20 protein-coding genes are annotated in these 22,779 nt (G+C 66.8%); 15 read left to right on the top strand and 5 right to left on the bottom strand.

All coding sequences use genetic code 11. From position 1 onward, the window contains the following. The first annotated feature begins 71 nt into the window (after positions 1-71). Entirely contained in the window at positions 72-764 is a 693-nt protein-coding gene (locus KDW55_RS04225) for a hypothetical protein (protein ID WP_069243064.1), read from the top strand. Positions 765-861: 97 nt separating this feature from the next. Here the strand turns inward: KDW55_RS04225 and KDW55_RS04220 are convergent, their stop codons facing one another. After that, on the bottom strand, positions 862-2,109 hold the full coding sequence (locus tag KDW55_RS04220) for a multidrug effflux MFS transporter (RefSeq protein ID WP_209822691.1): 1,248 nt from the start codon (positions 2,107-2,109) through the stop codon (positions 862-864). 351 nt (positions 2,110-2,460) lie between these two features. On the opposite strand from KDW55_RS04220, the gene KDW55_RS04215 reads away from it, so the two are divergent. Further along, positions 2,461-3,000: a hypothetical protein gene (locus KDW55_RS04215; protein WP_040140047.1), complete on the top strand. Its 540-nt coding sequence runs from the start codon at positions 2,461-2,463 to the stop codon at positions 2,998-3,000. Positions 3,001-3,099: 99 nt separating this feature from the next. Here the strand turns inward: KDW55_RS04215 and KDW55_RS04210 are convergent, their stop codons facing one another. Beyond that, on the bottom strand, positions 3,100-3,996 hold the full coding sequence (locus KDW55_RS04210; protein WP_209822692.1) for a glutamate/aspartate ABC transporter substrate-binding protein: 897 nt from the start codon (positions 3,994-3,996) through the stop codon (positions 3,100-3,102). Positions 3,997-4,625: 629 nt separating this feature from the next. On the opposite strand from KDW55_RS04210, the gene KDW55_RS04205 reads away from it, so the two are divergent. From KDW55_RS04205 to KDW55_RS04195, 3 genes are all read left to right on the top strand, one after another. Beyond that, positions 4,626-6,278, top strand: coding sequence for a S8 family peptidase (locus KDW55_RS04205; RefSeq protein WP_069243068.1), 1,653 nt, complete (start codon positions 4,626-4,628; stop codon positions 6,276-6,278). Between the two features lie 713 nt (positions 6,279-6,991). Further along, positions 6,992-9,772, top strand: a complete 2,781-nt coding sequence (gene mgtA, locus KDW55_RS04200) for a magnesium-translocating P-type ATPase (RefSeq protein WP_212161156.1) — start codon at positions 6,992-6,994, stop codon at positions 9,770-9,772. Positions 9,773-9,849: 77 nt separating this feature from the next. Next, positions 9,850-10,077: a hypothetical protein gene (locus KDW55_RS04195; protein ID WP_059547191.1), complete on the top strand. Its 228-nt coding sequence runs from the start codon at positions 9,850-9,852 to the stop codon at positions 10,075-10,077. A gap of 53 nt (positions 10,078-10,130) precedes the next feature. Here KDW55_RS04195 and KDW55_RS04190 read toward each other — a convergent pair whose 3' ends face one another. Together KDW55_RS04190 and KDW55_RS04185 are read right to left on the bottom strand one after the other, a co-directional pair. Then, positions 10,131-10,415: a transcriptional regulator gene (locus KDW55_RS04190; protein ID WP_040141169.1), complete on the bottom strand. Its 285-nt coding sequence runs from the start codon at positions 10,413-10,415 to the stop codon at positions 10,131-10,133. 70 nt (positions 10,416-10,485) lie between these two features. Further along, positions 10,486-11,361 (bottom strand): LysR substrate-binding domain-containing protein, encoded by an 876-nt coding sequence (locus KDW55_RS04185; RefSeq protein WP_209822694.1) that lies wholly within the window; start codon positions 11,359-11,361, stop codon positions 10,486-10,488. A gap of 93 nt (positions 11,362-11,454) precedes the next feature. Between KDW55_RS04185 and KDW55_RS04180 the strand changes: the two genes are divergently transcribed. From KDW55_RS04180 to KDW55_RS04155, 6 genes are all read left to right on the top strand, one after another. After that, positions 11,455-11,691: a hypothetical protein gene (locus KDW55_RS04180; protein WP_052110979.1), complete on the top strand. Its 237-nt coding sequence runs from the start codon at positions 11,455-11,457 to the stop codon at positions 11,689-11,691. 195 nt (positions 11,692-11,886) lie between these two features. Then, a complete protein-coding gene (locus tag KDW55_RS04175; protein ID WP_040140055.1) occupies positions 11,887-12,963 on the top strand; it encodes a serine hydrolase in 1,077 nt (358 codons plus the stop codon). A 56-nt stretch (positions 12,964-13,019) separates the two neighbouring features. After that, the gene (locus KDW55_RS04170; protein ID WP_040140057.1) at positions 13,020-13,256 is read left to right on the top strand and encodes a hypothetical protein; all 237 of its coding nucleotides are present in this window, start codon (positions 13,020-13,022) and stop codon (positions 13,254-13,256) included. 159 nt (positions 13,257-13,415) lie between these two features. Then, positions 13,416-13,871 carry a MarR family transcriptional regulator gene (locus KDW55_RS04165; protein ID WP_212161158.1) on the top strand — a complete coding sequence of 152 codons (456 nt, stop codon included), beginning with the start codon at positions 13,416-13,418 and terminating at the stop codon, positions 13,869-13,871. A 67-nt stretch (positions 13,872-13,938) separates the two neighbouring features. Then, on the top strand, positions 13,939-14,502 hold the full coding sequence (locus KDW55_RS04160) for an isochorismatase family protein (RefSeq protein WP_212197874.1): 564 nt from the start codon (positions 13,939-13,941) through the stop codon (positions 14,500-14,502). Next, positions 14,499-15,920 carry a DHA2 family efflux MFS transporter permease subunit gene (locus KDW55_RS04155; protein ID WP_209822696.1) on the top strand — a complete coding sequence of 474 codons (1,422 nt, stop codon included), beginning with the start codon at positions 14,499-14,501 and terminating at the stop codon, positions 15,918-15,920. Before KDW55_RS04160 ends, KDW55_RS04155 begins: the two co-directional genes overlap by 4 nt. 125 nt (positions 15,921-16,045) lie before the next feature. Here KDW55_RS04155 and KDW55_RS04150 read toward each other — a convergent pair whose 3' ends face one another. Next, positions 16,046-17,467 carry a PLP-dependent aminotransferase family protein gene (locus tag KDW55_RS04150; protein WP_059547202.1) on the bottom strand — a complete coding sequence of 474 codons (1,422 nt, stop codon included), beginning with the start codon at positions 17,465-17,467 and terminating at the stop codon, positions 16,046-16,048. A 160-nt stretch (positions 17,468-17,627) separates the two neighbouring features. Between KDW55_RS04150 and KDW55_RS04145 the strand changes: the two genes are divergently transcribed. The 4 genes from KDW55_RS04145 to KDW55_RS04130 all read left to right on the top strand — a co-directional run bounded on the left by KDW55_RS04145 (position 17,628) and on the right by KDW55_RS04130 (position 22,774). Continuing rightward, positions 17,628-19,952, top strand: a complete 2,325-nt coding sequence (locus KDW55_RS04145; RefSeq protein WP_212161159.1) for an FdhF/YdeP family oxidoreductase — start codon at positions 17,628-17,630, stop codon at positions 19,950-19,952. Between the two features lie 190 nt (positions 19,953-20,142). Further along, positions 20,143-20,472: a hypothetical protein gene (locus KDW55_RS04140; RefSeq protein ID WP_069243074.1), complete on the top strand. Its 330-nt coding sequence runs from the start codon at positions 20,143-20,145 to the stop codon at positions 20,470-20,472. A gap of 243 nt (positions 20,473-20,715) precedes the next feature. Continuing rightward, the gene (locus KDW55_RS04135) at positions 20,716-21,048 is read left to right on the top strand and encodes a sugar ABC transporter ATPase (RefSeq protein ID WP_040140071.1); all 333 of its coding nucleotides are present in this window, start codon (positions 20,716-20,718) and stop codon (positions 21,046-21,048) included. A gap of 136 nt (positions 21,049-21,184) precedes the next feature. Beyond that, positions 21,185-22,774, top strand: coding sequence for an ABC transporter substrate-binding protein (locus tag KDW55_RS04130; RefSeq protein WP_212197873.1), 1,590 nt, complete (start codon positions 21,185-21,187; stop codon positions 22,772-22,774). Positions 22,775-22,779 lie beyond the last annotated feature (5 nt).

Here is a 22,779-nt window from a genome sequence, read left to right as displayed (position 1 = left end):
AGACCTAGAATAAGAGCGGCGCCCCGCATGCGGCGCACGGCGGTTGTCTCCACTTTCGATTGCCCGCGACCATGAACATTCGCCATCCTCGCCTGATCCGCCCCGCACTGCGCACGCTCTGCGTCGCCGCGCTCGCGTCGCTTGCCGGCTGCAACGGCGACGCGTGTTTCGGCGTAGATGTCTGTTTCAACGACAACAACACGCAGCCGGTCGCGCTGTCCGGCACGGCGGCCACGGGCCGCGCGCTCGCGAGCGCGTCGGTCACGGTCAGTTGCGCGCAGGGCTCGGCAACCACGCTGACCGACGGCGGCGGCAATTACCGCGTGACGGTCAATGCCGCGCTGCCTTGCGTGATCACCGTCGCATCGGGCGGCACGAGCCTGCATTCGCTCGCTTACGGAGGCGGCACATTCAATACGACGCCGCAGACCGAGCTGCTGCTCGCCTACCTCGCCGCGCAACTCGGCACGAACACGGCCGGGCTGATCGGCACTTTTCAGGGCAGCGCACGCTTCCAGCAGGCAATGGGGAGCCTGGGCACGGTACAGGCCGCGCAATCGGCAGTGGTGACGAATCTGCAACAGCGCTATTCGGTGACACTGACCGCGCCCGCGTTCCTCACCACGCCGTTCGTCGTCGGGCAGCCGGGCGTGGACGCCGATCTCGACGCGCTCGCAAAGGCCGGCGCAATCGATTCGAACGGGATGCCGGATCCGTCAGCGGTTTCCCTGCTGACGCAGGCGGGCGCGGCGCACCCGCTCTAGCAGCGCGTGTCGCCCTGAACCCAGCGAACACCGGCAGTCCGCGCCGCTTCCCGCAACGGTATCGATACCGGCCGGCAGCCCGTCCCGTGCACGGCGCTTACGCCGCCTCCCCGCTCCCGCACGCGACACGCGCGGCCTGCTGCTGCGTCAGATACCTCAGCAGCTTCGTCACCATCCACACGACGATGAACGACAGCGCGACGAAGAACACCGCGAGCGGCGTCAGCACGTGAATCGACACGAAACCGGCAAGGCCCATCATCGCGGACGACACGAGCAGCAGCGCACACCCGAGAATCGCGCTCGTCAGCCCCGCGATATGCGGAAACAGCGAATTGCCCTTGGCCATCAGCGTCGGATACATCGCGCCCGCGCAGAAGCCCATCACGAGCACCGGCGTCGCGAGCGTCCATACGCGCAGGCCGATGGTCAGCGCCAGCGCAAGCATCACGACCGCCGCGCCGGCCATCACGCGCGCGCCGATGCGCAGCCGCTGCTCGGCGCTCGGCAGCCCGCGTCCGTGGATCCGGTTCGACAACCCGCCGAGGAAATACATCAGCCCGATCCCGAGCGCCAGGTAACCGAAGAAGGTCGGCGGCTTGTGCAGCGTGGTCTGCACCATGAACGGCCCGACGATGTTGAACACGAGCAGGATGCTGTAGCACAGCCCCTGCGCGAGGAAACAGCTCTGGAACACCGGGCTCGCGAGCACCTTGCCCGCGTTCGTCATCAGCGTGCGCGGCTCGAGATGGACCGGTTTCGGCAAGGTCTCGCGGTAGCGCCACAGCAGCGCCCACATCACGAGCGAATACACGAGCAGGAACACGAGGCACGCGCGCCAGCCGAACCATTCCTGCAAGTGCGCGCCGATCACCGGCGCGATGATCGGCGCGAGCCCCCATGCGATCGACATGTAGGTGAACGCATGCAGCAGCGCCTGGCCCGAGAACGAATCGGTGATGATCGCCTTCGCGAGCAGGTTCGTCGTCGCGATCCCGAAGCCCTGCAGGCAGCGCGCGAGCACGAACGTCTCGAGGTTCGGCGCGCCGAGCGAAAGCAGGCAGCCGATCGTATAGATCACCAGCCCGAACGCAAGCACGCGCTTGCGCCCGTACGCATCGGCGACCGGCCCGAAGATCAGTTGCCCCAGCGCATAGGCGGCCATATAGCCGGACACGCTCGACTGGATCGCCTGCGGCGTGGTCGCGAACGAGCGCGCCATGTCGGGCAGCGCGGGCACGTAGATGTCGATCGCGAGCTGGCCGGCGGACGCGAACAGGCAGATCAGGAACAACAGGAAACGCGGCGAATTCGATTCGCGCGCGGCAGTGAGCGAGGCGTTCATGACAACCGGGAAGGATTCGGACGGCGGCGGCACGCGCCAGCATGTTCGATTGACGAACAGCGGTGCGCGGCGAAGCCGTATTGTGCCTGTTGTTGCGTTATCCGACTGGAAGCCCCTGGCGCGCGCGCGGTTGAATGCCGATCGGAGGCCCTTCGGAAACGCGCCAGGATGGCCGCCGGCGCCGGTCGCACCCCGGCTTCGAGATTCGGCCGCAGCCTCGTCCCCGTAGGCTCGCCGCGTTTTAATCCTGCTTTAAGCCAGCGCTCGCATAGTGGCGGGTGGCTCATTCCGTGAGCCGCACGCTTCATTCATTGTCGATTGGATCAGTCTTCGTTTGATGGAGATACGAATATGCGATTCCGTTCGTATATGGCGGCGGGCGCGCTGGCGCTGATGCCCGTGCTCGCGATGGCCGGGCAAGCCGACACGCCCCCGTCCGCGCAACCAATGTTCGTCAACGTCAACGGGCAGGCCGTGCCCGTCAAAGCCGAAACGCGCGTCGTCCAGACGGCGCTCGGCCCGATGAAGGTCAGCACGTGGAGCTGGCAAAGCCCGCAAGGCGGTGCGAGCTTCGAAATGCAGACGTCGTCGTCGGGCGGCATGCCGCCGGCCACTGCGCTGCGGCAGTTGCAAGCCGCGCAGTATCAGATGCAGGCGGCCCATGCGCAAATGGTCGCGCTGCAGCAGCAGATGATCGCGCTGCAGCACGTCGCGCTCGCCAACGCGTTCGCGATGCCGATGCCGCAACCCGTCGCGTTCGCGACGCCGATGTGGGCGATGCCGGAACCGGTCGTCGTGCTCGTGCCGGCGCAGCCGGCCGCGCGTGCGGTGGCGCCGGCACCGTCGGCACCGGCCCGGCCGGCCGCGCGCGGGCCGGAAATCAAGGCCTGACGCGTCAATCCGGCGCACGAGCGCCCGGGCTGCAAAGTCAAACCGCCGGCACATGCCGGCGGTTTTTGTTTGCAACGCAACACCGCTACGGCGCAGCGCTCAGTACTGCGCCTGATCCGTCGGATTCCTGAACAGCTGCTTCATTTCCGGCGACAGCGGATAGTTGAGGCTCACGCCCTTCGGCGGAATGGGCTGCATGAACCATTGATCGTAGAGCTTCTCGGCCGCCCCCGAGGTCTGCATCTTCGCGATCACGCCATCGACCACGTGCTTGAACGCCGGGTCGTCCTTGCGCATCATGCATGCGTAGTTTTCGTGGACGAGCGGCGTGCCCGTCACCGTATATGCGCCCGGGTTGCGGTCTTTCGCGATCTCGCCGTAAAGCAGCGGCTCGTCCATCACGAACGCCACCGCGCGGCCCGTCGTGACGTTCATGAACGCTTCGGCGTGGTCCTTCGCGCTGATAATCGTCATGTTCATCCCCTTCTCCTCGTTCAGCTTGCGCAGCAGGCGCTCGTCCGACGTGCCGGCCGTCGTCGCGACGGTCTTGCCGGCCAGGTCCGGAAAGTCCTTCACGCCCGAGTCCTTGCGCGTGCTGAAGCGAATGCCGTAAAGAAAGATGCTGTTCGAGAACGCGGCCTGCTTCTGCCGCTCCAGCGTATTGGTCGTCGACCCGCACTCGAAGTCGATCGTGCCGTTCTGCAGCAGCGGAATCCGGTTCTGCGACGTGATCGGGATCTCCTTCACCGTCAGGTTCGACATCTTCAGTTCGGCCTTCAACTGATCGATGACGCGCGCCGCGATGTCGCGCGAATAACCGATGTTCTTCTGCTGGTTGTCCGAGTACGAGAACGGTACCGACGATTCGCGGATACCCAGCGACACGACACCCGTGTCCTTGATCTTCTTCAGCGTGCCGGTAAGAGCCTGCGCGTGCGCGGTGCCGGCCAGCGCGCAAGTCAGCGCAACGGCCAGCCAACGGAAGCGGCGATCCATGCTTTTCTCCTGACGAAACAGGGATGAGGGTCCGCTGATGTTCGCGGTGTGGCCTGCATTAAAGCATATGAATCAGCATCGCTTCGTCGCTGGCCGCCTGGCCGGAATGCAAGAACGGGGATCGGCCGTAGCGATCGTTGCGCGTCGCTCGTCGCCGGCTCGGCAGGCAGCGTGGCTTCGTTGGTACGACTTGATCGAACGGCGCCGGTGCAGAGGCTGAACGACAGCAACACGTCCGCAGACGCGGAATGAATGAATTCGGATAAGCAACCGACGTCCGCCGCGCCCGGTCGGCGGGGCCGATCGCCGCAGCGCGCAAAGGCACGGGCGCCGCATGCGCCTATTGATCGATCGCGTCGCGCCCCGCATCGCACGCTCGCACCAACCGCACCAATCCCACCAATCGCTCCAACCGGCCGCGATGCTGCATTGCGACATTGCAATCGTTTGCGTTTCTCGTTTTCTTCATACAAAACACATTCAAGAAGCCGCCTCTTCGGCCGTTACCCAGTGCATGGCGCGTCGCAACCCCGTTGGGTCGACCGTCAGACGAAAACGAGCAGGTCCGGTGTTCGCCGGACCGAGCACGACGCCGGCACGACGGCCATCTTCGAGGATCGAGTTTCACCATGAGAGCCAAACGTTCGAACTTCCCGCTGGCACGCCCCGCTCATGTGCGCATGCTCGCCGGCATGCTGTCTGCCGCCGCGCTGCTTCCGCTCGCAGGCTGCGGCGGCGGTGGCGGCGACGGCAGCAATCCGTCTTCTTCCAACGCAGCGCCGGCCCCTGCGCCCGCCCCGGCTCCCGCGCCGACGACGCCGGCCCCGACCAACGGCAGCAACGCGTGCGCGACGCAGCAGGCCGCCGTGCAGATGGCGGCTCAGACCACTGCGTCGACCGAGCCGCCGGTCGATCACCTGATCGTCAAGCTGAAGACGCCGGCGGGCGCGCGCGCGATGGCGGCCCTCGACACCGGCACCCGGCTCGACGCGGTGATCCAGCGTTCGATGACCCGCTGGACGGCCCCGACCGCAGCGGGCGCCGCCCGCGCGTATGCGGCCGCGACGACGTCGCAGGCGCCATTGAACGTGCAGGTCGAGCGAACGCTGTCGGACGGCGCCGCCGTGCTGTCGATCGGCCAGCGCATCGCGTCGGATGACGCGGCCGCGCTCGCGCAGACGTTCGCCGCCGACGCCGACGTCGACTATGCCGAACCGGATCACCCGATGCGGATTCGCGACACGCCGAGCGATCCGTCGTACAGCCAGCAGTGGTACCTGTCCGACGCGAGCGTCGGCATCAACGCGCCGCCCGCGTGGACGCGGACCAAGGGGGCGCCGACCGTCGTCACGGCTGTACTCGACACCGGCTACCGGCCGCACCCCGATCTCGTCGGCAACCTGCTGCCCGGCTACAACTTCATCTCGAACGCCAGCACCAGCAACAACGGCCAGACGCGCAGCAGCGACGCGACCGATCCGGGCGACTGGGTCACGCAGCAGGAACTCGACAACGCCAGCGGCCCGTTCTATCACTGCGCGAGCGAACCGAGCGACAGCAGCTGGCACGGCACGCGCGTGATGGGCGTGATCGGCGCGACCGCGAACAACGGCATCGGCGTGGCCGGCGTGTCGTGGCTCGGCCGCATCCTGCCGGTGCGCGTGCTCGGCAAGTGCGGCGGCACGACGAGCGACATCGCAGACGCAATGCGGTGGGCGGCCGGCATTCCCGTCAACGGCGCGCCGACGAACCCGAATCCGGCGAAGATCATCAACCTGAGCCTCGGCGGCGTCGGTGCGTGCAGCACGACGTTCCAGCAGGCCATCGACGACGTGAATGCGAAGGGCGTAACCGTCGTGGTCGCGGCCGGCAACGACGGGCTGTCGACCGGGCTCGATCAGCCCGCGAACTGCCGCGGCGTGATCAGCGTCGGCGCGACGGACGCGACCGGCCGCCGCGCATCGTTCAGCAACTTCGGCGCCGACGTTGCGCTGAGCGCGCCGGGCGTGAGCATCCTGTCGACGGCCAACAGCGGCACGACGACGCCGGGCGCGGACACGTATGCCACCGCGAGCGGCACGAGCCTCGCGACACCGCAAGTGTCGGGCATCGTCGGGTTGATGTTGTCGGTGAACGGCAATCTGACACCCGCGCAGATCCAGCAGAAACTGCAAGGTGGGGCGCGTGCGGCAATGCTGCCGGCCAGCACGTCGTGCACCGCATTGCCGGCGGGATCCGGCATTGCGGATGCGGGTGCTGCCGTCGCGGCAGCCGCGCAGTAGCGGTCACATTCCACCGCGGCAACCGCGCGCATGCTCATCGGGCATGCGCGCGGTTTCTCAAGCACCGTTCGAGTGTCGAAGCACCATCGCTCGGCAAGCAATGTGCGAAGAAGGGCCGCAAAAGGGTTGACGCTTCGCACGACGACCCATTACCATCGCCCCCGTCTGATTACATGGAGTGTTCTGTGAACACCGATGCGAGTTGTAGTTGGTCCTCGACCAACTTGACTGCTGCCTGAGGAAACCGCGCAGAGCCTCGTCTTCTGCCGCATCCCGGGAAGCAGGATGCGGCGCCCTTCCGGCCTGACCGGCCAGAATCCCCCGCCGATTTTTCGATATCGCCGAATGCCCGCGCCGTGCAGCCGCACGCTGCCGCGTGCGTGCATTCGCGCTGCGCGCAGCGCGAGCTGCATGCATACTCCGTTCGCGTGCCGTCCGGCCGCGCGCCGTCGTGCGTGCGCAGCCGTGATCGCCCGTGCCGCCCACCCGCAACCGACAGGAGTGCAGATGAACCCGGACGACAGTAGTCGATTACCGCTCGCCGGTGCGATGCCGCGCGCCAACAGTCGGCCCATGCGCCACGCGCCGGCGAGCGTTCCCCCCACCACCGATCCACAGCCGATCGCGCCCGACGCGACGCGGCCGGGAGCGCTCGTGCGTCGATAACGTCACGCTCGCTCCCCGCCACCCGCATCGTGCGCAAGGAGCGACTCATGGCACAACAAAACACATCGCAGAAGAAGCAGCGCGGCTTCATCAACGCCGGCCCCGGTCAGCAGAACGAACCACATGTCATGCGGGCTGCGCAGGAGGCAGCCCGCCCGCTCGAGGACACCTTCAAGTCGCTGCGCACCACCGCGCGCGGCCTCACCTGCGCCGAGGCCGCCGACAGGCTGCAGCACCACGGTCCGAACGAAATCGCGCACGACAAGCCGCCGCACTGGACGCGCCAGCTGCTGCACGCGTTCCACAACCCGTTCGTTTACGTGCTGCTGGTGCTCGCCGCGATCAGCTTCTTCACCGACGTCTACTTCGCGGCGCCCGACGATCGCGACTACGTCGGCATGACGATCCTGCTGACGATGGTCACGATCAGCGCGTTGCTGCGCTTCGTACAAGAATTCCGGTCGCTGCGCGCGGCCGAGAAGCTCAAGGCAATGGTCCGCACGACGGCGACCGTGCAGCGCGCGGTCACCGACACGTCGGAGCCCGCACGCCGCGAGGTGCCGATGCGCGAAGTGGTGGTCGGCGACATCGTGCATCTGTCGGCCGGCGACATGATCCCCGCCGACGTGCGGCTGCTCGCGTCGCGCGACCTGTTCATCAGCCAGGCCGTGCTGACCGGCGAAGCGCTGCCGGTCGAGAAGTACGACACGCTTGGCGCAGTCGCGGGCAAGTCGGCCGGCACCAGCATGGCGGACGGGTCGGGCGCACGCCGCGCGGCGAACGGTGCATCGACGTCGCTGCTCGATCTCGAGAACGTCTGCTTCATGGGCACCAACGTGGTGAGCGGCACGGCGACGGCCGTTGTCGTCGCGACCGGCGAGGACACCTATTTTGGTTCGCTCGCGCGCAACGTCGTGAGCCACAAGCGTATCGAGACGAGCTTCGACCGTGGCGTTGCGAGCGTGAGCTGGCTGCTGATCAAGTTCATGTTCGTGATGGTGCCGATCGTGTTCATGATCAACGGACTGACCAAGGGCGACTGGCTGAGCGCGCTCACGTTCGCGCTCGCAGTGGCCGTCGGCCTGACGCCCGAGATGCTGCCGATGATCGTCAGCGCGAATCTCGCACGCGGCGCGGTCGCGATGGCGCGCCGCAAGGTCGTCGTGAAACGGCTCAACTCCGTGCAGAACTTCGGCGCAATGGACGTGCTGTGCACCGACAAGACCGGCACGCTCACGCAAGACAAGATCATCCTGGAACACCACCTGGACTTGTCCGGTCATAAGAACGAGGACATTCTCCGCCTCGGCTGGCTGAACAGCTTTCATCAGAGCGGTCAAAAGAACCTGATCGACATCGCGATCGTCGCACGCGCCGATGCGATCGGCGATCGCGTGAAGCCGCAGGGCTACAAGAAGATCGACGAGCTGCCGTTCGACTTCGTGCGCCGCCGCCTGTCGGTGGTCGTCGAGGACACCCACGGCGCGCACATGCTGATCTGCAAGGGTGCGGTCGAGGAAATGCTCGCCGTGTCGACTCACGTTCAGCACGAAGACGGCGTGCGTCCGCTCGATTTCGTCGCGCGCAAGCGGCTGCTCGAACAGGCGAACGCGTACAACGAGGACGGTTTCCGCGTGCTGGTGCTCGCGACGCGCCTGATTCCGCGCGGCGACGAACGCGGGCAATACCGCACCGCCGACGAGCGCGACCTCGTCGTGCGCGGCTTCCTGACCTTCCTCGATCCGCCGAAGGAATCGGCCGCGCCGGCGCTCGCCGCACTTCGCGAAAACGGCGTCACCGTGAAGGTGCTCACAGGCGACAACCCGACGGTCACGATGAAGGTCTGCCGGCAGGTCGGGCTCGAACCGGGCAAGCCGATGCTCGGCGCCGAGATCGAAACACTCGACGACGCAACGCTTGCGCAAGCCGTCGAACGCACGACGGTGTTCGCGAAGCTCACGCCGCTGCAGAAGGCGCGCATCGTGAAGGCGTTGCAGGCGAATGGCCACACGGTCGGCTTCCTCGGCGACGGTATCAACGACGCCCCCGCGCTGCGCGATGCCGACGTCGGCATCTCCGTCGACAGCGGCGCCGACATCGCGAAGGAAACGGCCGACATCATCCTGCTCGAAAAGAGCCTGATGGTGCTCGAGGAAGGCGTAATCAAGGGGCGCGAAACGTTCGGCAACATTCTGAAGTACCTGAACATGACGGCCAGCTCGAACTTCGGCAACGTGTTCTCGGTGCTCGTCGCGAGCGCGTTCCTGCCATGGGAGCCGATGCTCGCGACGCAGCTGCTCGTGTTGAACCTGATCTACGACACGTCGCAGATGCTGCTGCCGTGGGACCGGATGGATCCCGAGTTCCTGAAGAAACCGCGCAAGTGGGAAGCCGGCAACATCGGGCGCTTCATGCTGTGGGTCGGGCCGACGTCGTCGGTGTTCGACATCACGACCTACGTGCTGCTGTGGACCGTGTTCGGCGCCGGAGCGATGTATCAGCTGCACGGCGGATCCGGCGGACAGATCGTGATGAACTCCGGCTGGTTCATCGAGAGCCTCGTATCGCAGACGCTGGTCGTGCACCTGCTGCGCACGCAGAAGATTCCGTTCCTGCAGAGCACGGCCGCGCTGCCGGTGCTGCTGTCAACGTTTACCGCGATCGCGATCGGCTGCTGGCTGCCGTTCTCGCCGTTCGCCGATTCGCTCGGCTTCATGCAACTACCGGGCACCTACTGGCTGTGGCTCGCGGCGACGATGGCCGGCTACATCGTGCTCGCGCAGATCGTGAAGACGATCTACGTGCGTCGCTACAAGCAGTGGTTCTGAACGCCTTCGAACGTTGGCGTGCCGGTCCGCACGGACCGGACGCCTTCAACACAATACGGGCCAGCCCGGTATCGGCGGTGTCTGCCGCGGCGCTTTACAAGGCGACGGACAAGCTGCAACGCGTGGCCGACGTCGGCATGTCGCGCAGTGCCGAAAGCACGGCGGGCGCAAACCCGACGTTCGTGATCGCGAGTGCGATCTGTTCGCCGACGCGCTGGCTCGATCTCGACGTCGGCGATCGACACGGGCGGCACGAACAGAGCGACCGTCACTCCGTGATGGGCGGCGCGACGGCGCGGTGGTGACGCCGCCTGTCGAACCGCACGGGCACGGGCCGCCTTCGGGCGGCCCGTTTTTTTCAACCGCCGTCGTTCGCGCCGAAGAGCTCCGCACAGACCGCGCGCCCTTCTTGCGTCAATGCCGCGCTGCCTGTGCCGTCGTCGTTCAGCGTCGTCGCGCTCAAGCCGGCGGCATCGAGCTGCGTCAGCACACGGCGCAGCGTGCTCATCGGCAATTGCGATCGCTTCGCGATCTTCGGCAGCGACCACGTCTTGCCGGACGGATCGATCGCGGCTTCGTTCAGCGTCGCGAGCGCGGCCACGATCGCAGGATCGAGCGGGGAATCATCGGATTCTGAAGTCATCGGTTCAGGCAGTGAGCCGGCGCGGAAGCCGGCATTCGTCGGGGATGCGGACGCAAACACTATACGCGCGTCACGCGCCGTTGATCGCCGCGCGCATGAACGACACGAAACGCGTCGTCACGGGATCGTCGCGACCGGCCAGCCACGCGAGGCCGACGCGCCATTTCGCGTCGCGGCCGGCGAGCGGCAGGACGGTCGCATCGCGCAGCAGATACTGCGCGCGCGACGGAATGAACGCGACGCCGACCCCGGCCGCGACCGACGTGAGCACCGATTGCACGTCTTCCGCCTGCTGCGTCACATGCGGCACGAAACGCCGCTCGACGCACCATCGGTCGATCTGCGCGGCGAGACCGGGGCCGCGCGCGCGCTGCAGCGCGATGAAGCCGATCTCGTTCAGCATGTCGAGATCGGCCGGCACGCGCTTGAAACCCAGGTGCGGCGGCACCGCGAGTGCGAGCCCCTCGTCGATCACCTTGAACGACGACAAACCTTCTTCGGAAGGCAGCCGCAGAAAACCGGCGTCGAGCTTGCCGGCGCGCAAGCGGCGCGTCTGCTCGGCCGACGACAGGTCGCTCAGCGTCACCGCGACACCCGGATTGCGCCGGCGGAATTCGGCGATCAGTTTCGGGACGAGCGTCAGCACGGACAGGCAGATGCCGAGCCGCAGATGCCCGCGCTGCCCGCTGGTCGCCTCGCGCGCCCGCGCCAGGATCTCGTCGGCATCGCGGACGAGCGCCTGCGCATCGGGCAAAAAACGTTCACCGAACGGCGTCAGCTCCGCGCCGTGCCGGCCGCGCTCGAACAGCTTGCCGCCGAGACTCGCCTCCAGCGCGCCGATCTGCTTGCTCAGCGCCGGCTGGCTCATATGCAGCGCGTCGGCCGCGCGGCTGAAATGACTGAGCTCGGTGACGGTCAGAAACGTGCGCAGCAGTTTCAATTCCATTCTTCAAAGGAATCATATCGATCGAAACATTCATTTTACTGATCGAACGGCGCGGCGTTCAATACGGACATCCCCCTCCCGGAATTCACTGTCATGTCCGTCGATCTCGAGGCCGCGTGCGTGGCCGCTGTTCCGTCCGACACGGTTGCCGCCGACGAACGCCGCGCCGCGGCCGCCCTGCCGGTGACCGAACCGCGCGCCGCACGCGCCGACGGACGCAGCCGCCGCTTTCGCTTCGGCGACGCGCTCGACGACGCGCCGCCGCGCGCCGTCACCGGTTCGATCGCGATCAGCTTCGCGGTCGTGTCGAGGCGGAACTGGCCGCGCTGACCCCGTGCGTCACGCGCGCACCATCGCGAGACCGCCGTCGATCATCCGAATAAGCCCCGCGAACCGGCCGGTATCGCACATCATCGCGTGCGCATCCAACGCCATCGCACCTCGAACGACCGTATAATTTCCCGCACCCGCTGCCCGCCCACGCATTTCGCGCCGCTGCAACGCGCGTGAAAAGGAGACTTTCGCTTGACCGGCTTCATCGCGCGTCTGCCGCGCGCCAGGACCATCCTGATCATCGCCCTGTCCTTCCTGACACTTGCGTTCGCAACGAACGCGTCCGCGCAGCACACGCAGCCGCATCGCACGGCGGCGCCGCAAGCGCATGCAAAAGTCGTCAAGAAAAAACCCGCTCATCGCAAGAAAAAGGCCGTCAAGCACCGCCGCCCGCGCGTGAAGCATCATGCGGTCAAGCGCCACGCGGCGCCCGCGCCGCACCGGCGCGCCAAACATACGACCGCGGTCCGCTCGCGCGCTGCCCCGAAACCGCGGCTCCTGGCGAGTTGCGGCTACACGCCGCGCGCGCTTCGTTCGCTGAATTCGCGCGCGGCGTACGTGCTCGACGTCGACTCCGGCACGCCGCTGCTCGCCCGCAACGCGCGCACCGTGCGGCCGATCGCGTCGATCTCGAAGCTGATGACGGCGGTCGTCGCGCGCGACGCGGACCGCCCGCTGAACGGCGTGCTGCGCGTCACCGCACACGATCGCGACACGATCAAGTTCACCGGTTCGCGGCTGCCGATCGGCGCCGAACTGTCGCGCCGCCAGATGTTCCATATCGCGCTGATGTCGTCGGAAAACCGCGCGGCGGCCGCGTTGAGCCGCGACTATCCGGGCGGCCGCACGGCATTCGTGAAGGCGATGAACCGCAAAGCGCGCCAGCTCGGGATGCGTCATACGCATTTTCGCGAGGCGACCGGCCTGTCGCCGCACAACGTGTCGACCGCCGAGGATCTCGCGCGGCTCGTCGGCGCCGCCGCTCAAGATCCGCTGATCCGCTATTTCTCGACGGACACGTCGACTACCGTGCAGGCCGGCGACGACGAGCTGCTGTACGTGAACTCCGATCCGCTGGTGCGCTATGGTCGCCTGCCGATCCGGCTGCAAAAGACGGGGTTCATCAACGAATCCGGGCATGGCGTCGTGATGCGCATGCGCGTGAAGGGCCGCCGCGAAACGATCGTGCTGCTCGGTGCACCGACGCGCGCCGGCGTGTCGAGCGATGCACTGAAGATCCATCGCTGGTTGAGCTGCTCGATCCAGTAACCACGCCGGCTCACGACGCGTGCGGCGGCCCCATTCATCCACGGCGGAGTGAAGCGATGCTGCACGAATACCGTTTCAATGCGTTCGGCCGCCTGCTCGCGGTCGTACGATCGAATGGCCGCTGGAACGTGTTCGACCTCGGCACCGACGGCAAGCGGCGGCCGGCGAATCTGCACATTCCACCCGCGCTGGCCGCGGACGAGCTCGCGCAATATCTCGGCGACCTCCTGCACGAGAACGCGTCGCCGAAGTGCAGCGGCGTCGTACCGGTCCCGCTGCCGCGCCGCGTGTAACGCCAGCGCCCGGGCGCCGTTCGCTGCCCGCCGCATCCCGCAGATTCGCCGCAGGCACGCGCGATCATTGCCCCTGCCGCCCGGTTGCACCGGTACCCGCGCGCCGTGTCGCGCCAATCATTTAAACAGTCAAACTTGCAAGTTTGCCTGTTTTGTTCTATGATTCGCCGCATGACACCGCCACGCAAATCCGGCGTTTCTGCCGACACAGTCGCAGTTGACCTGACCCTCGCGGTCGGCCAGCTGATTCGTCGCCTGCGTTCCGAAATCGACTCCGAAGGGCTCGGCATGTCGCAGACGAGCGCGCTCGCGCGACTCGAGCGACAGGGTCCGATGACGACCGCCGAGCTCGCACGCGCCGAAGCGATGAAACCGCAGTCGATGAAGGCGATTCTCGCGAGCCTCGAGGAAGACGCGCTCGTCGAGCGCGAGCCGCATCCGACCGACGGCCGCCAGATTCTGTTCAAACTCACCGCCGCCGGCCTCGACGCACGACGCAAGCGGCACGCCGCGAAACACGAGTGGCTGGGCGCCGCGATCGGGAAACTCGATCCGCAAGACATCGCCACGCTCGCCGCGGCAATCCCGCTGATCCGCCGCATCGGCGAGCAGTAAGCCGCCCGCGTGCCGCGCGGCTTCCGCGCGCACGCGTCCCCCCTGCCCTTCACGGAGCATCCGCATCATGAGCACGACCCGTCTCGACACGAACACCGCACTCGTCGTCATCGATCTCCAAAAAGGCATCGTCGCACTGCCGACCGCATACCCGATCGCACCGGTGATCGCGCGCACCCGCGAACTGCTCGATGCATTCCGCAGCCGCGGCTTGCCGGTCGTGCTGGTCAACGTCGCGGGAGTCGCACCAGGCCGCACCGAGCAACCGCCGCGCACCGCGCAGCTTCCCGCCGACTGGGCCGAACTCGTGCCCGAACTGAACCGCCAGCCGAACGACCACACGGTGACGAAGAAGACCTGGGGCGCGTTTACCGGCACCGATCTTCACGCATACCTGCAGTCGGCCGGCGTCACGCAAATCGTGCTGACCGGCGTCGCGACGAGCATCGGCGTCGAATCGACCGCGCGGCAGGCGCACGAACTCGGCTACAACGTGACGCTCGCGGTCGATGCGATGACCGATCTCAATGCGCACGCGCACACGAATAGCGTCGAGCGGCTGTTTCCGCGCCTCGGCGAGACGGGTTTGACGCAGGAGATCCTCGCGCTGCTCGACCGGCGCGGCGCGTGAACGACAAACGCATCCCGCCGACGCGGGGCCGCGCGGCGAGCCGGCTCGATCCGTCGATCTGGAAAGTCAGCGCGGTCGCGACGCTCGGCTCGCTGCTGTCGCAGCTCGACGCGACAATCGTCAACGTGTCGCTGTCGAGTCTCGCAACCGATCTGCACGCCAGCCTGGCGACGATCCAGTGGGTGACGAGCGGCTATCTGCTCGCGCTCACGCTCGTGCTGCCGCTGAACGGCTGGCTGGTCGATCGCATCGGTGCGAAGGCGCTGTATCTGTGGTGCTTCTCCGCGTTCACGCTGACGTCAGCGTTGTGCGGACTCGCGTGGTCCGCGCCGTCGCTGATCGCGTTCCGCGTGCTGCAAGGTGTGAGCGGCGGGCTGCTCGCGCCGATGGCGCAGATGATGATCGCACGCGTCGCCGGCCAGCAGATGGCGCGCGTGATCGGTTATGCGGCGGTGCCGGTGCTGATCGCGCCGATCCTCGGGCCGGTCGTCGCCGGTGCGATTCTGCAGCACGCGTCGTGGCGCTGGCTGTTTCTCGTGAACCTGCCGATCGGCGCGCTCGCGCTCGCGCTGGCCGTGTGGTTCCTGCCCGGCGATCGCGACGACACGCAGCGGCGTGAACTCGACTGGATCGGCCTTGCGCTGCTGTCGCCGGCGCTCGTGCTGTTCCTGTATGGCGCGGAGCGGGTCGCCGCGGCGCCCGGCATCGCCGCGATCGCGGTGTCGGCGCTGCTGCTCGCGGCGTTCCTGCGCGTCGAGCAGCGCCACGGCGAGCGTGCGCTGATCGATCTCGCGCTGTTTCGCTCGCGCGCGTTCGGCGCGGCGGCCGCCACGCAGTTCCTGTCGAATGGCGCGATCTACGCGGGCCAGATGCTGATCCCGGTGTTTCTGATCCAGTCATGCGGACGTTCGCCTGGCGAAATGGGCTGGCTGCTCGCACCGCTCGGCCTCGGCATGCTGGTGACCTATCCATCGATGGGCGCGCTGACGAGCCGGTTCGGCGTGCGCAGGCTGGCTGCCGCCGGCGCACTGCTCGCGCTCGCGGCAACGCTGCCGTTCGCGTATCTTGCATTCGCCGGGTACGATCCGTACGTGCTCGTACCCGCGCTGTTTCTGCGCGGAATGGGCCAGAGCGCGATCGGCGCGCCGTCGATTTCGGCCGCGTATGCGTCGGTCGAGCGCCGTAGCCTGCCGATGGCAACGACGTCGCTCAATATCGTCCAGCGCCTCGGCGGTCCGACGTTCACGACGATGTGCACGCTGTTTCTTGCGTGGCGGCTGCAGGCTGAATCGATGCCGGCGGGCGGCACACGCGGGGCCGCGTACGCAGCGGCGTTCGGTCTGCTGTGCGCGCTGCACGCGGCAAGTTTCGTGACGGCGCTGCGGCTGCCGCGGTGGTCGAGCGTGGCGAACGGGTAGTCGGGACGGGTGATCGCGCATGGGTCGGCGATGAACCAGCGCGCCGGCACCGCGCACGCGTCGACAAACTCGCCATCACTTGCGCCGCGAACAGACGATCGTTCGCGCCAACGCCACGCGCCCTTTCAGCGCCTCGCGCACTCGGCCGCGAGCCGCCCCAGCACCTTCAGCGCCTCCTCGATCTGCCGCGACCACGGATAGCTGTAGTTGAGCCGGATGAAATGCCGGTAGTCGTTCGTCGCCGAAAACATGTGGCCGGGCCCGACCGTGATCCGCTGCGCGAGCGCAAGCGCATACAGTTTCATCGCATCGACCTGGCGCGGCAATTCCACCCACAGCACGTAGCCGCCCTGCGGCTGCGACAGCCGCGTGCCTTCCGGGAAAAAGCGCCGCACCATCGCGCTCATCAGGTTCGCCTGCTGCGCATAGAGCTTGCGCATCCGCCGCAGATGAAAATCGTAACCGTCGTACTTCAGGTATTCGGCAATCGCGAGTTGCTCGATCGCCGGCGTCGCGAGCGTGTTCAGGAATTTCAGCTTCTCGACCTGGTCGCGGTAGCGGCCCGGCATCGCCCAGCCGATCCGGTAGCGCGGCGACAGGCTCTTCGTGAACGACGCGCAATGCAGCACGAGCCCATCGCGGTCGTACGACTTCAACGCGCTCGGCGTCGCGTCGCCGAAATGCAGTTCGTGATAGACGTCGTTCTCGATCGCCGGCACACCGTGCTTCGCGAGCAGCTCGACCAACGCGCGCTTGCGCGCATCGGGCATCCGGAAGCCAAGCGGATTCTGGAAATTGGGCATCACCATGCACGCGGCGATCCGCTCGCGCTTTAGGATCCGCTCGAGCGCGTCGACATCGATGCCGTCGCCCGGGTGCGTGGCGATCTCCAGCGCGCGCATGCCCATCCGCTCGATCGCGTGCAGCATCGCGTAGAACGTCGGCGATTCGACGGCGATCGTGTCGCCCGGTTTCGCGACCGCCTGCAGGCACAGGTTGATCGCCTCGGTCGCGCCGATCGTCACGACGATCTCGGCCGGCTCGACCGCGATTCCGCGCTCCGCGTAACGCCGCGCGATCTGGCGGATCAGCTCCTGGTTGCCGGGAGGCAGATCGTCGATCACGCCCCAGCGCGTGCGGCGCCGGCCGATCGCCTGCGCATGGCGCGCGAGGCGCTGTACCGGGAACTGCGACGCGTCGGGATACGGCGAGCCGAGCGGCACCGCATCGTCGCGCGAGATCGAGCGCAGCGTCGACAGCACGAGCCGGCTCACATCCACCGCCGACGGCTCGGCGGCCGGCGCCGATATGTTCAGCTCGGCCTCGACGGGCGCCGCAGCCCGTGCGCGCACGAAATAGCCGGACTGCGGCCGGCTCTCGATCAGCCCGCGGCTCTCCAGGACGAGATACGCGCGCAGCACCGTCGTCACGCTGAGCTGCTGCTGCCGGCTCGCCTGCCGCACCGACGGAATCCGCTCGCCGGGCCGGTACACCCCGCGTTCAATCTGCGTCTGCAGATCGTCGGCCAGTTGTTCGTAACGCTTCACGCGCCTCCCTTTCAACGTCCCTTCAACAACACAGTTGCGCTCCGCACGACCTGACTGGCCGAAACTGTACTCTTTTTTCAAGACAAAAGGTGTACACACAGCGGGCGCCTCGCCGCGCGTACGCTGCGTGCATCGCTCCCGACACCTGCATCGCAGCATCATGAAAAAGAAATCCGCCGCCGCGCGCATCGAACCGTACACCCACCCGGCCGCGGGCTGGGGCGCGCTGAAAGCCGTCACGATCAACCTGATCAAGGAAAAGGTCGCAGGCGGCAACTACCGGACGCTGCTGCGGCAAAACCAGCCGGACGGCTTCGACTGCCCCGGCTGCGCGTGGCCGGACCGCCAGCACGCGTCGACGTTCGAATTCTGCGAGAACGGCGTGAAAGCCGTGGCCGCCGAAGCGACGAGCAAGCGCGTGACGCCGGCGTTCTTCGCCGCGCACACGGTTAGCGAACTACTCGGGCAGACCGATTTCGAACTCGAACAGCACGGCCGGCTGACCGACCCGATGGTGTACGACGCGGAAACCGACCGCTACGTGCCGATCGCGTGGGACGACGCATTCGAGCTGATCGCGCGCCACCTGCGCGCGCTGCCGGACCCGAACCAGGCCGCGTTCTACACGTCCGGCCGCGCGAGCAACGAGGCGGCGTTCCTGTATCAGCTGCTGGTGCGGCTGTACGGCACGAACAACTTCCCCGACTGCTCGAACATGTGCCACGAGGCGACGAGCCGCGGGCTGCCGGCGTCGGTCGGCGTGGGCAAGGGCACCGTCACGCTCGACGACTTCGAGCACGCGGACACGCTGCTGATCTTCGGCCAGAACCCCGCGACCAATCATCCGCGAATGATGGGCGAGTTGCGCGAATGCGCGAAGCGCGGCGCGACGATCGTGTCGATCAATCCGCTGAAGGAGCGCGGGCTCGAGCGTTTTGCCGATCCGCAAAGCCCGCTCGAGATGCTGACGATGTCGGGCACGAACATCGCATCGACGTTCATCCAGCCGACGATCGGCGGCGATTTCGCGCTGATCAAGGGCATGGCGAAACGCGTGCTCGAACTCGACGATGCAGCACGCGCCGCCGGCGCGCCGCGCGTGCTCGATACCGCTTTCATCGACGCGCACACGGCCGGCTTCGACGCGTTCGCCGACGATCTGCGCAACGAAAGCTGGTCCGCGCTGACCGCCGAAAGCGGCGTGCCGTACGAGCAGATCGACGGCCTGGCGCGACTGTATGCGCGCAGCGAGCGCGTGATCGCGACGTGGGGAATGGGCATTACGCAGCACAAGCATTCGGTCGCGACCGTGCAGATGCTCACCAACCTGATGCTGATGCGCGGCAACATCGGCCGCCCCGGCGCCGGCCTGTGTCCGGTGCGCGGCCACTCCAACGTGCAGGGCAATCGCACGGTCGGCATCGAGGAAAAGCCGTCGCAGGCGTTTCTCGACCGGCTTGGCCGCGTGTTCGACTTCGAGCCGCCGCGCCACCACGGCTACGACGTCGTCGAAACGATCGAAGCGATGCTGGAGGGCCGCGTGAAGGTGTTGATCGGCCTCGGCGGCAACTTCGCGATGGCGACGCCCGATACGCCGCGCACGTGGGAAGGCATGCGTCGCTGCGATCTGTCGGTGCACATCACGACCAAGCTGAACCGCAGCCACCTGATCCACGGCCGCGACGCGCTGATCCTGCCGACTCTCGGGCGCACCGAGATCGATCTGCAGGACAACGTCGCGCAAGGCGTGACCGTCGAAGACTCGATGAGCATGGTCCACGTGTCGTACGGAATGAACAAGCCGGCGTCCGCGAACCTGATGTCGGAGCCCGCGATCGTCGCGCACATCGGCCATGCGCTGTTCGGCAGCGGCAAGATCGACTGGCTCGCGTACAAGCGCGACTACGCGAAGATCCGCGACGCGATCGAGGCGACGTTCGACGGCTTCTACGACTACAACGCGCGCATCGCGCGGCCCGGCGGTTTCCATCTGCGGGTCGCATCGCGCGACCGCGAATGGCTGACGCCGACAGGCAAGGCGAACTTCATCGCGCATGCGCTGCCGGCCGACACGCCGATCCAGCGTGCCCGCGCGCTGCACGGCAAGCGGCTGATGACGCTGATGACGACGCGCTCGCACGACCAGTACAACACGACCGTCTACGGGCTCGACGACCGCTATCGCGGCGTGTACGGCCAGCGCCGCGTCGTGTTCATCAATCGCGACGACCTCGCGATGCTCGGGCTGCAGGCCGGCGAATGGGTCGACATGGAAACGGTGTGGCACGACGGCATCGAGCGGCGCGCAGATGGTTTCCTGCTCGTCGAATACGACATCCCTCGCGGCTGCATCGGCGCGTACTACCCGGAAACGAATCCGCTGGTGCCGCTCGACAGCGTCGGCGACGTGTGCAATACACCGACGTCGAAGTCGGTGCCGGTGCTGCTGCACCGCGCGCCCGCGCGTGCATCGGCGGCGGCGTAACGGCGCGCCGCGACCGTCGTTCGGCCGCGGGCGCGCATTGAACGCCCAATCTTGCACCAGCCCGCGCGCAACCCCGAACGTAATAAAGACTTGCAATCGATACGGCCGGAAACGTCAACATCCGGGCGGGGCACGGCGTTTTTTCGACAAGCGCCCCGATTCGCGGCGCGCAACGACAGGAGAAAACATCATGCGAGCCGTTACCCGACAAGTCGCAGTCGCCGCCATGCTGATGTCGGTGCTGACCGGCGCCGCGTTCGCCGACACGCCGTGGCAACACGCGCATCCGCGCCGCGAGGAGGTGAACCAGCGCCTCGCCGCTCAAAATCGCCGGATCCGTCACGAAGTGAAGGAAGGCGAGATGTCGCACGCGCAGGCCGCGCGCCTGCACCGTGACGACCGCAGAATCCGCCGGGAAGAGCGGGACATGGCCGCGCAGGATCACGGCCACATCACGCAGAGCGAAAAGCACGTGCTGAACCAGCAGGAAAACGCGGTCAGCCACAAGATCGGCCCGTAACGCCGGCAAGCGTCGATTCGCCATCGTTGAAACGCCCGCTGCCGCACGGCGACAGCGGGCGCTTGTTGTATCGAATCGTTTCAGCGCGCCGCGTGCGCCGGAGGCCGCAGGTATACTTCGACGTCAGCCGCCTCCCGCATCGGCCGTCAGCAAACGGCGCGATGCCGGCGGTTTCGTCGCGAAGCGCCGCGTTTCGCATACCCGCGCCACAGCGTCGACACGACACACACGACGACTCCGATCATGAAACGATTCCTGCTGCTCCTTCCCGCCGCCCTGCTCGCTGCCTGCGGTTCCGCGCCCTCGTCCGACTCGGCCGCGTCCGGCTCGGCGCCGATGATCTACGTGTCGTCGACGCGCCCCGCGCATGCAATCGCGAACTGTCTCGACAGCCGTCTGTCCGGCACCGAGCAGTCGCAGCACAACGGCGTGACCGACATCACCGTCGGCTCGCGCTCGTACTTCGTCACGCTCACGCCGTCGGGCAGCGGCTCCGTCGTCAAGGTCGTGCGCGGCTCCGGCAGCGAGCCGGCCGAGGAAGCGATGCGCTTCGCGATCGCGCGCTGCGTGATCTGATTTTTCGCGGCGCCGGGCGCCCGGCGCCGCGAAACAGTATCGGCGCGGGCGCTACGCTGCGCGCCGGTCGAATATTTTCATCCGGGCTGCCGTCGATGAGAGAATCGCACCACGATTCCTTTTCCACGGAGCCCGCATGAAGCATCTGCTGTCCCGGCTGTTCGTCAGCGCCGCGCTCGTCGCACTCGTTCCGGCGCTGCCGGCGCAGGCCGCGACGCCGCCCGGCATTTTCGTCGTCGCCACGCAGCTCGGCGAATTCACGACGCTCGATCCAAGCGAAATCTACGAACTCGTGCCGTCCGAGTACGTCGCGAACACCTACGAACGGCTCGTGCGGGTCGACCTGAAGGACCCGACGCGCTTCGACGGGCAGATCGCGCAATCGTGGACCGTCGGCGCCGACGGCATCACCTACACGTTCAAGCTGCGCGCCGGCCAGTCGTTCCATTCGGGCAACCCGGTCACCGCGGACGACGTCGCGTGGTCGCTGCAGCGCACCGTGCTGCTCGACAAGGGTCCGGCCGGCGTGCTCGCGGATCTCGGTCTCACGAAGGCGAACGTGATGCAGAAGGTGCGTGCGGTCGATCCGCAAACCTTCGTGCTCGAAACCGACCGCAAGTACGCCCCGAGCTTCGTGCTCAACGTCTTGAGCGCGTGCCCGGCATCCGTCCTCGACAAGAAGCTGCTGACGTCGCACCAGCAGGGCAACGATTTCGGCAGCGGCTGGCTGAAGACCAACGACGCCGGTTCGGGCCCGTACCAGCTCGTCAAGTGGACGCCGAACGAAAGCATCGTGCTGCAGCGTTTCGACAAGTACCGCGCGCCGTATCCGATGAAGCGCGTCGTACTGCGCCACGTGCCCGAGGCATCTGCGCAGCGGCTGCTGCTGGAAAACGGCGACGTCGATGCCGCGCGCAACCTGAGCCCCGACAGCCTCGCCGCGCTGACCAAGGCAGGCAAGATCAAGGTCGCGTCGTGGCCGGTGTCCGCGCTGCTGTACCTGAGCCTGAACACGAAGAACCCGAATCTCGCGAAGCCGGACGTGCAGCAGGCGATGAAGTGGCTCGTCGATTACGCTGGCATCCAGCGCAATATCGTCAGCACGACCTACAAGGTGCATGAAACCTTCCTGCCGGAAGGCTTCCTCGGCACGCTCAATTCGAATCCGTACAAGCAGAACGTCGCGAAGGCGAAGGCCCTGCTCGCGAAGGCCGGATTGGCCAACGGCTTCGACGTGACGATGGACATGCCGAACGACTATCCGTATGTCGAGATCGCGCAGGCGCTGCAGGCGAACTTCGCGCAAGGCGGCATCCGCGTGAAACTGATCGCAGGCGATGCGAAGCAGGCGATCGGCAAGTACCGCGCGCGCCAGCACGACATCTTCATCGGCGAATGGTCGCCCGACTACATGGATCCGAACAGCAACGCGCGCGGCTTCGCGTGGAATCCGGACAATTCCGACCAGTCGAAGACGAAGATGCTCGCGTGGCGCAACAGCTGGGACGTCCCGCAGATGACGAACGACACCGAGGCCGCGCTGGTCGAGCCGTCGCCCGCGAAGCGCGCGCAGCGCTACGAGGCTCTGCAGAAGGCCGTGCTTGCGAACTCCCCGTTCATCATCATGTTCGAGAAGGTCGTGCAGGTCGCGACGCGCCCCGGCACGACGGGGCCGGAAATCGGGCCGATCAACGACCTCGTGTCGTACCGGACGCTGAAGAAGTAAGCTCG

Origin of the sequence: Burkholderia sp. AU19243 (genome assembly GCF_018148075.1) — a bacterium.
Lineage (GTDB): Bacteria > Pseudomonadota > Gammaproteobacteria > Burkholderiales > Burkholderiaceae > Burkholderia > Burkholderia latens_A.
The sequence above is the reverse complement of the archived record's forward strand: the minus strand, read 5'-3'. Positions and strand labels throughout refer to the sequence as shown.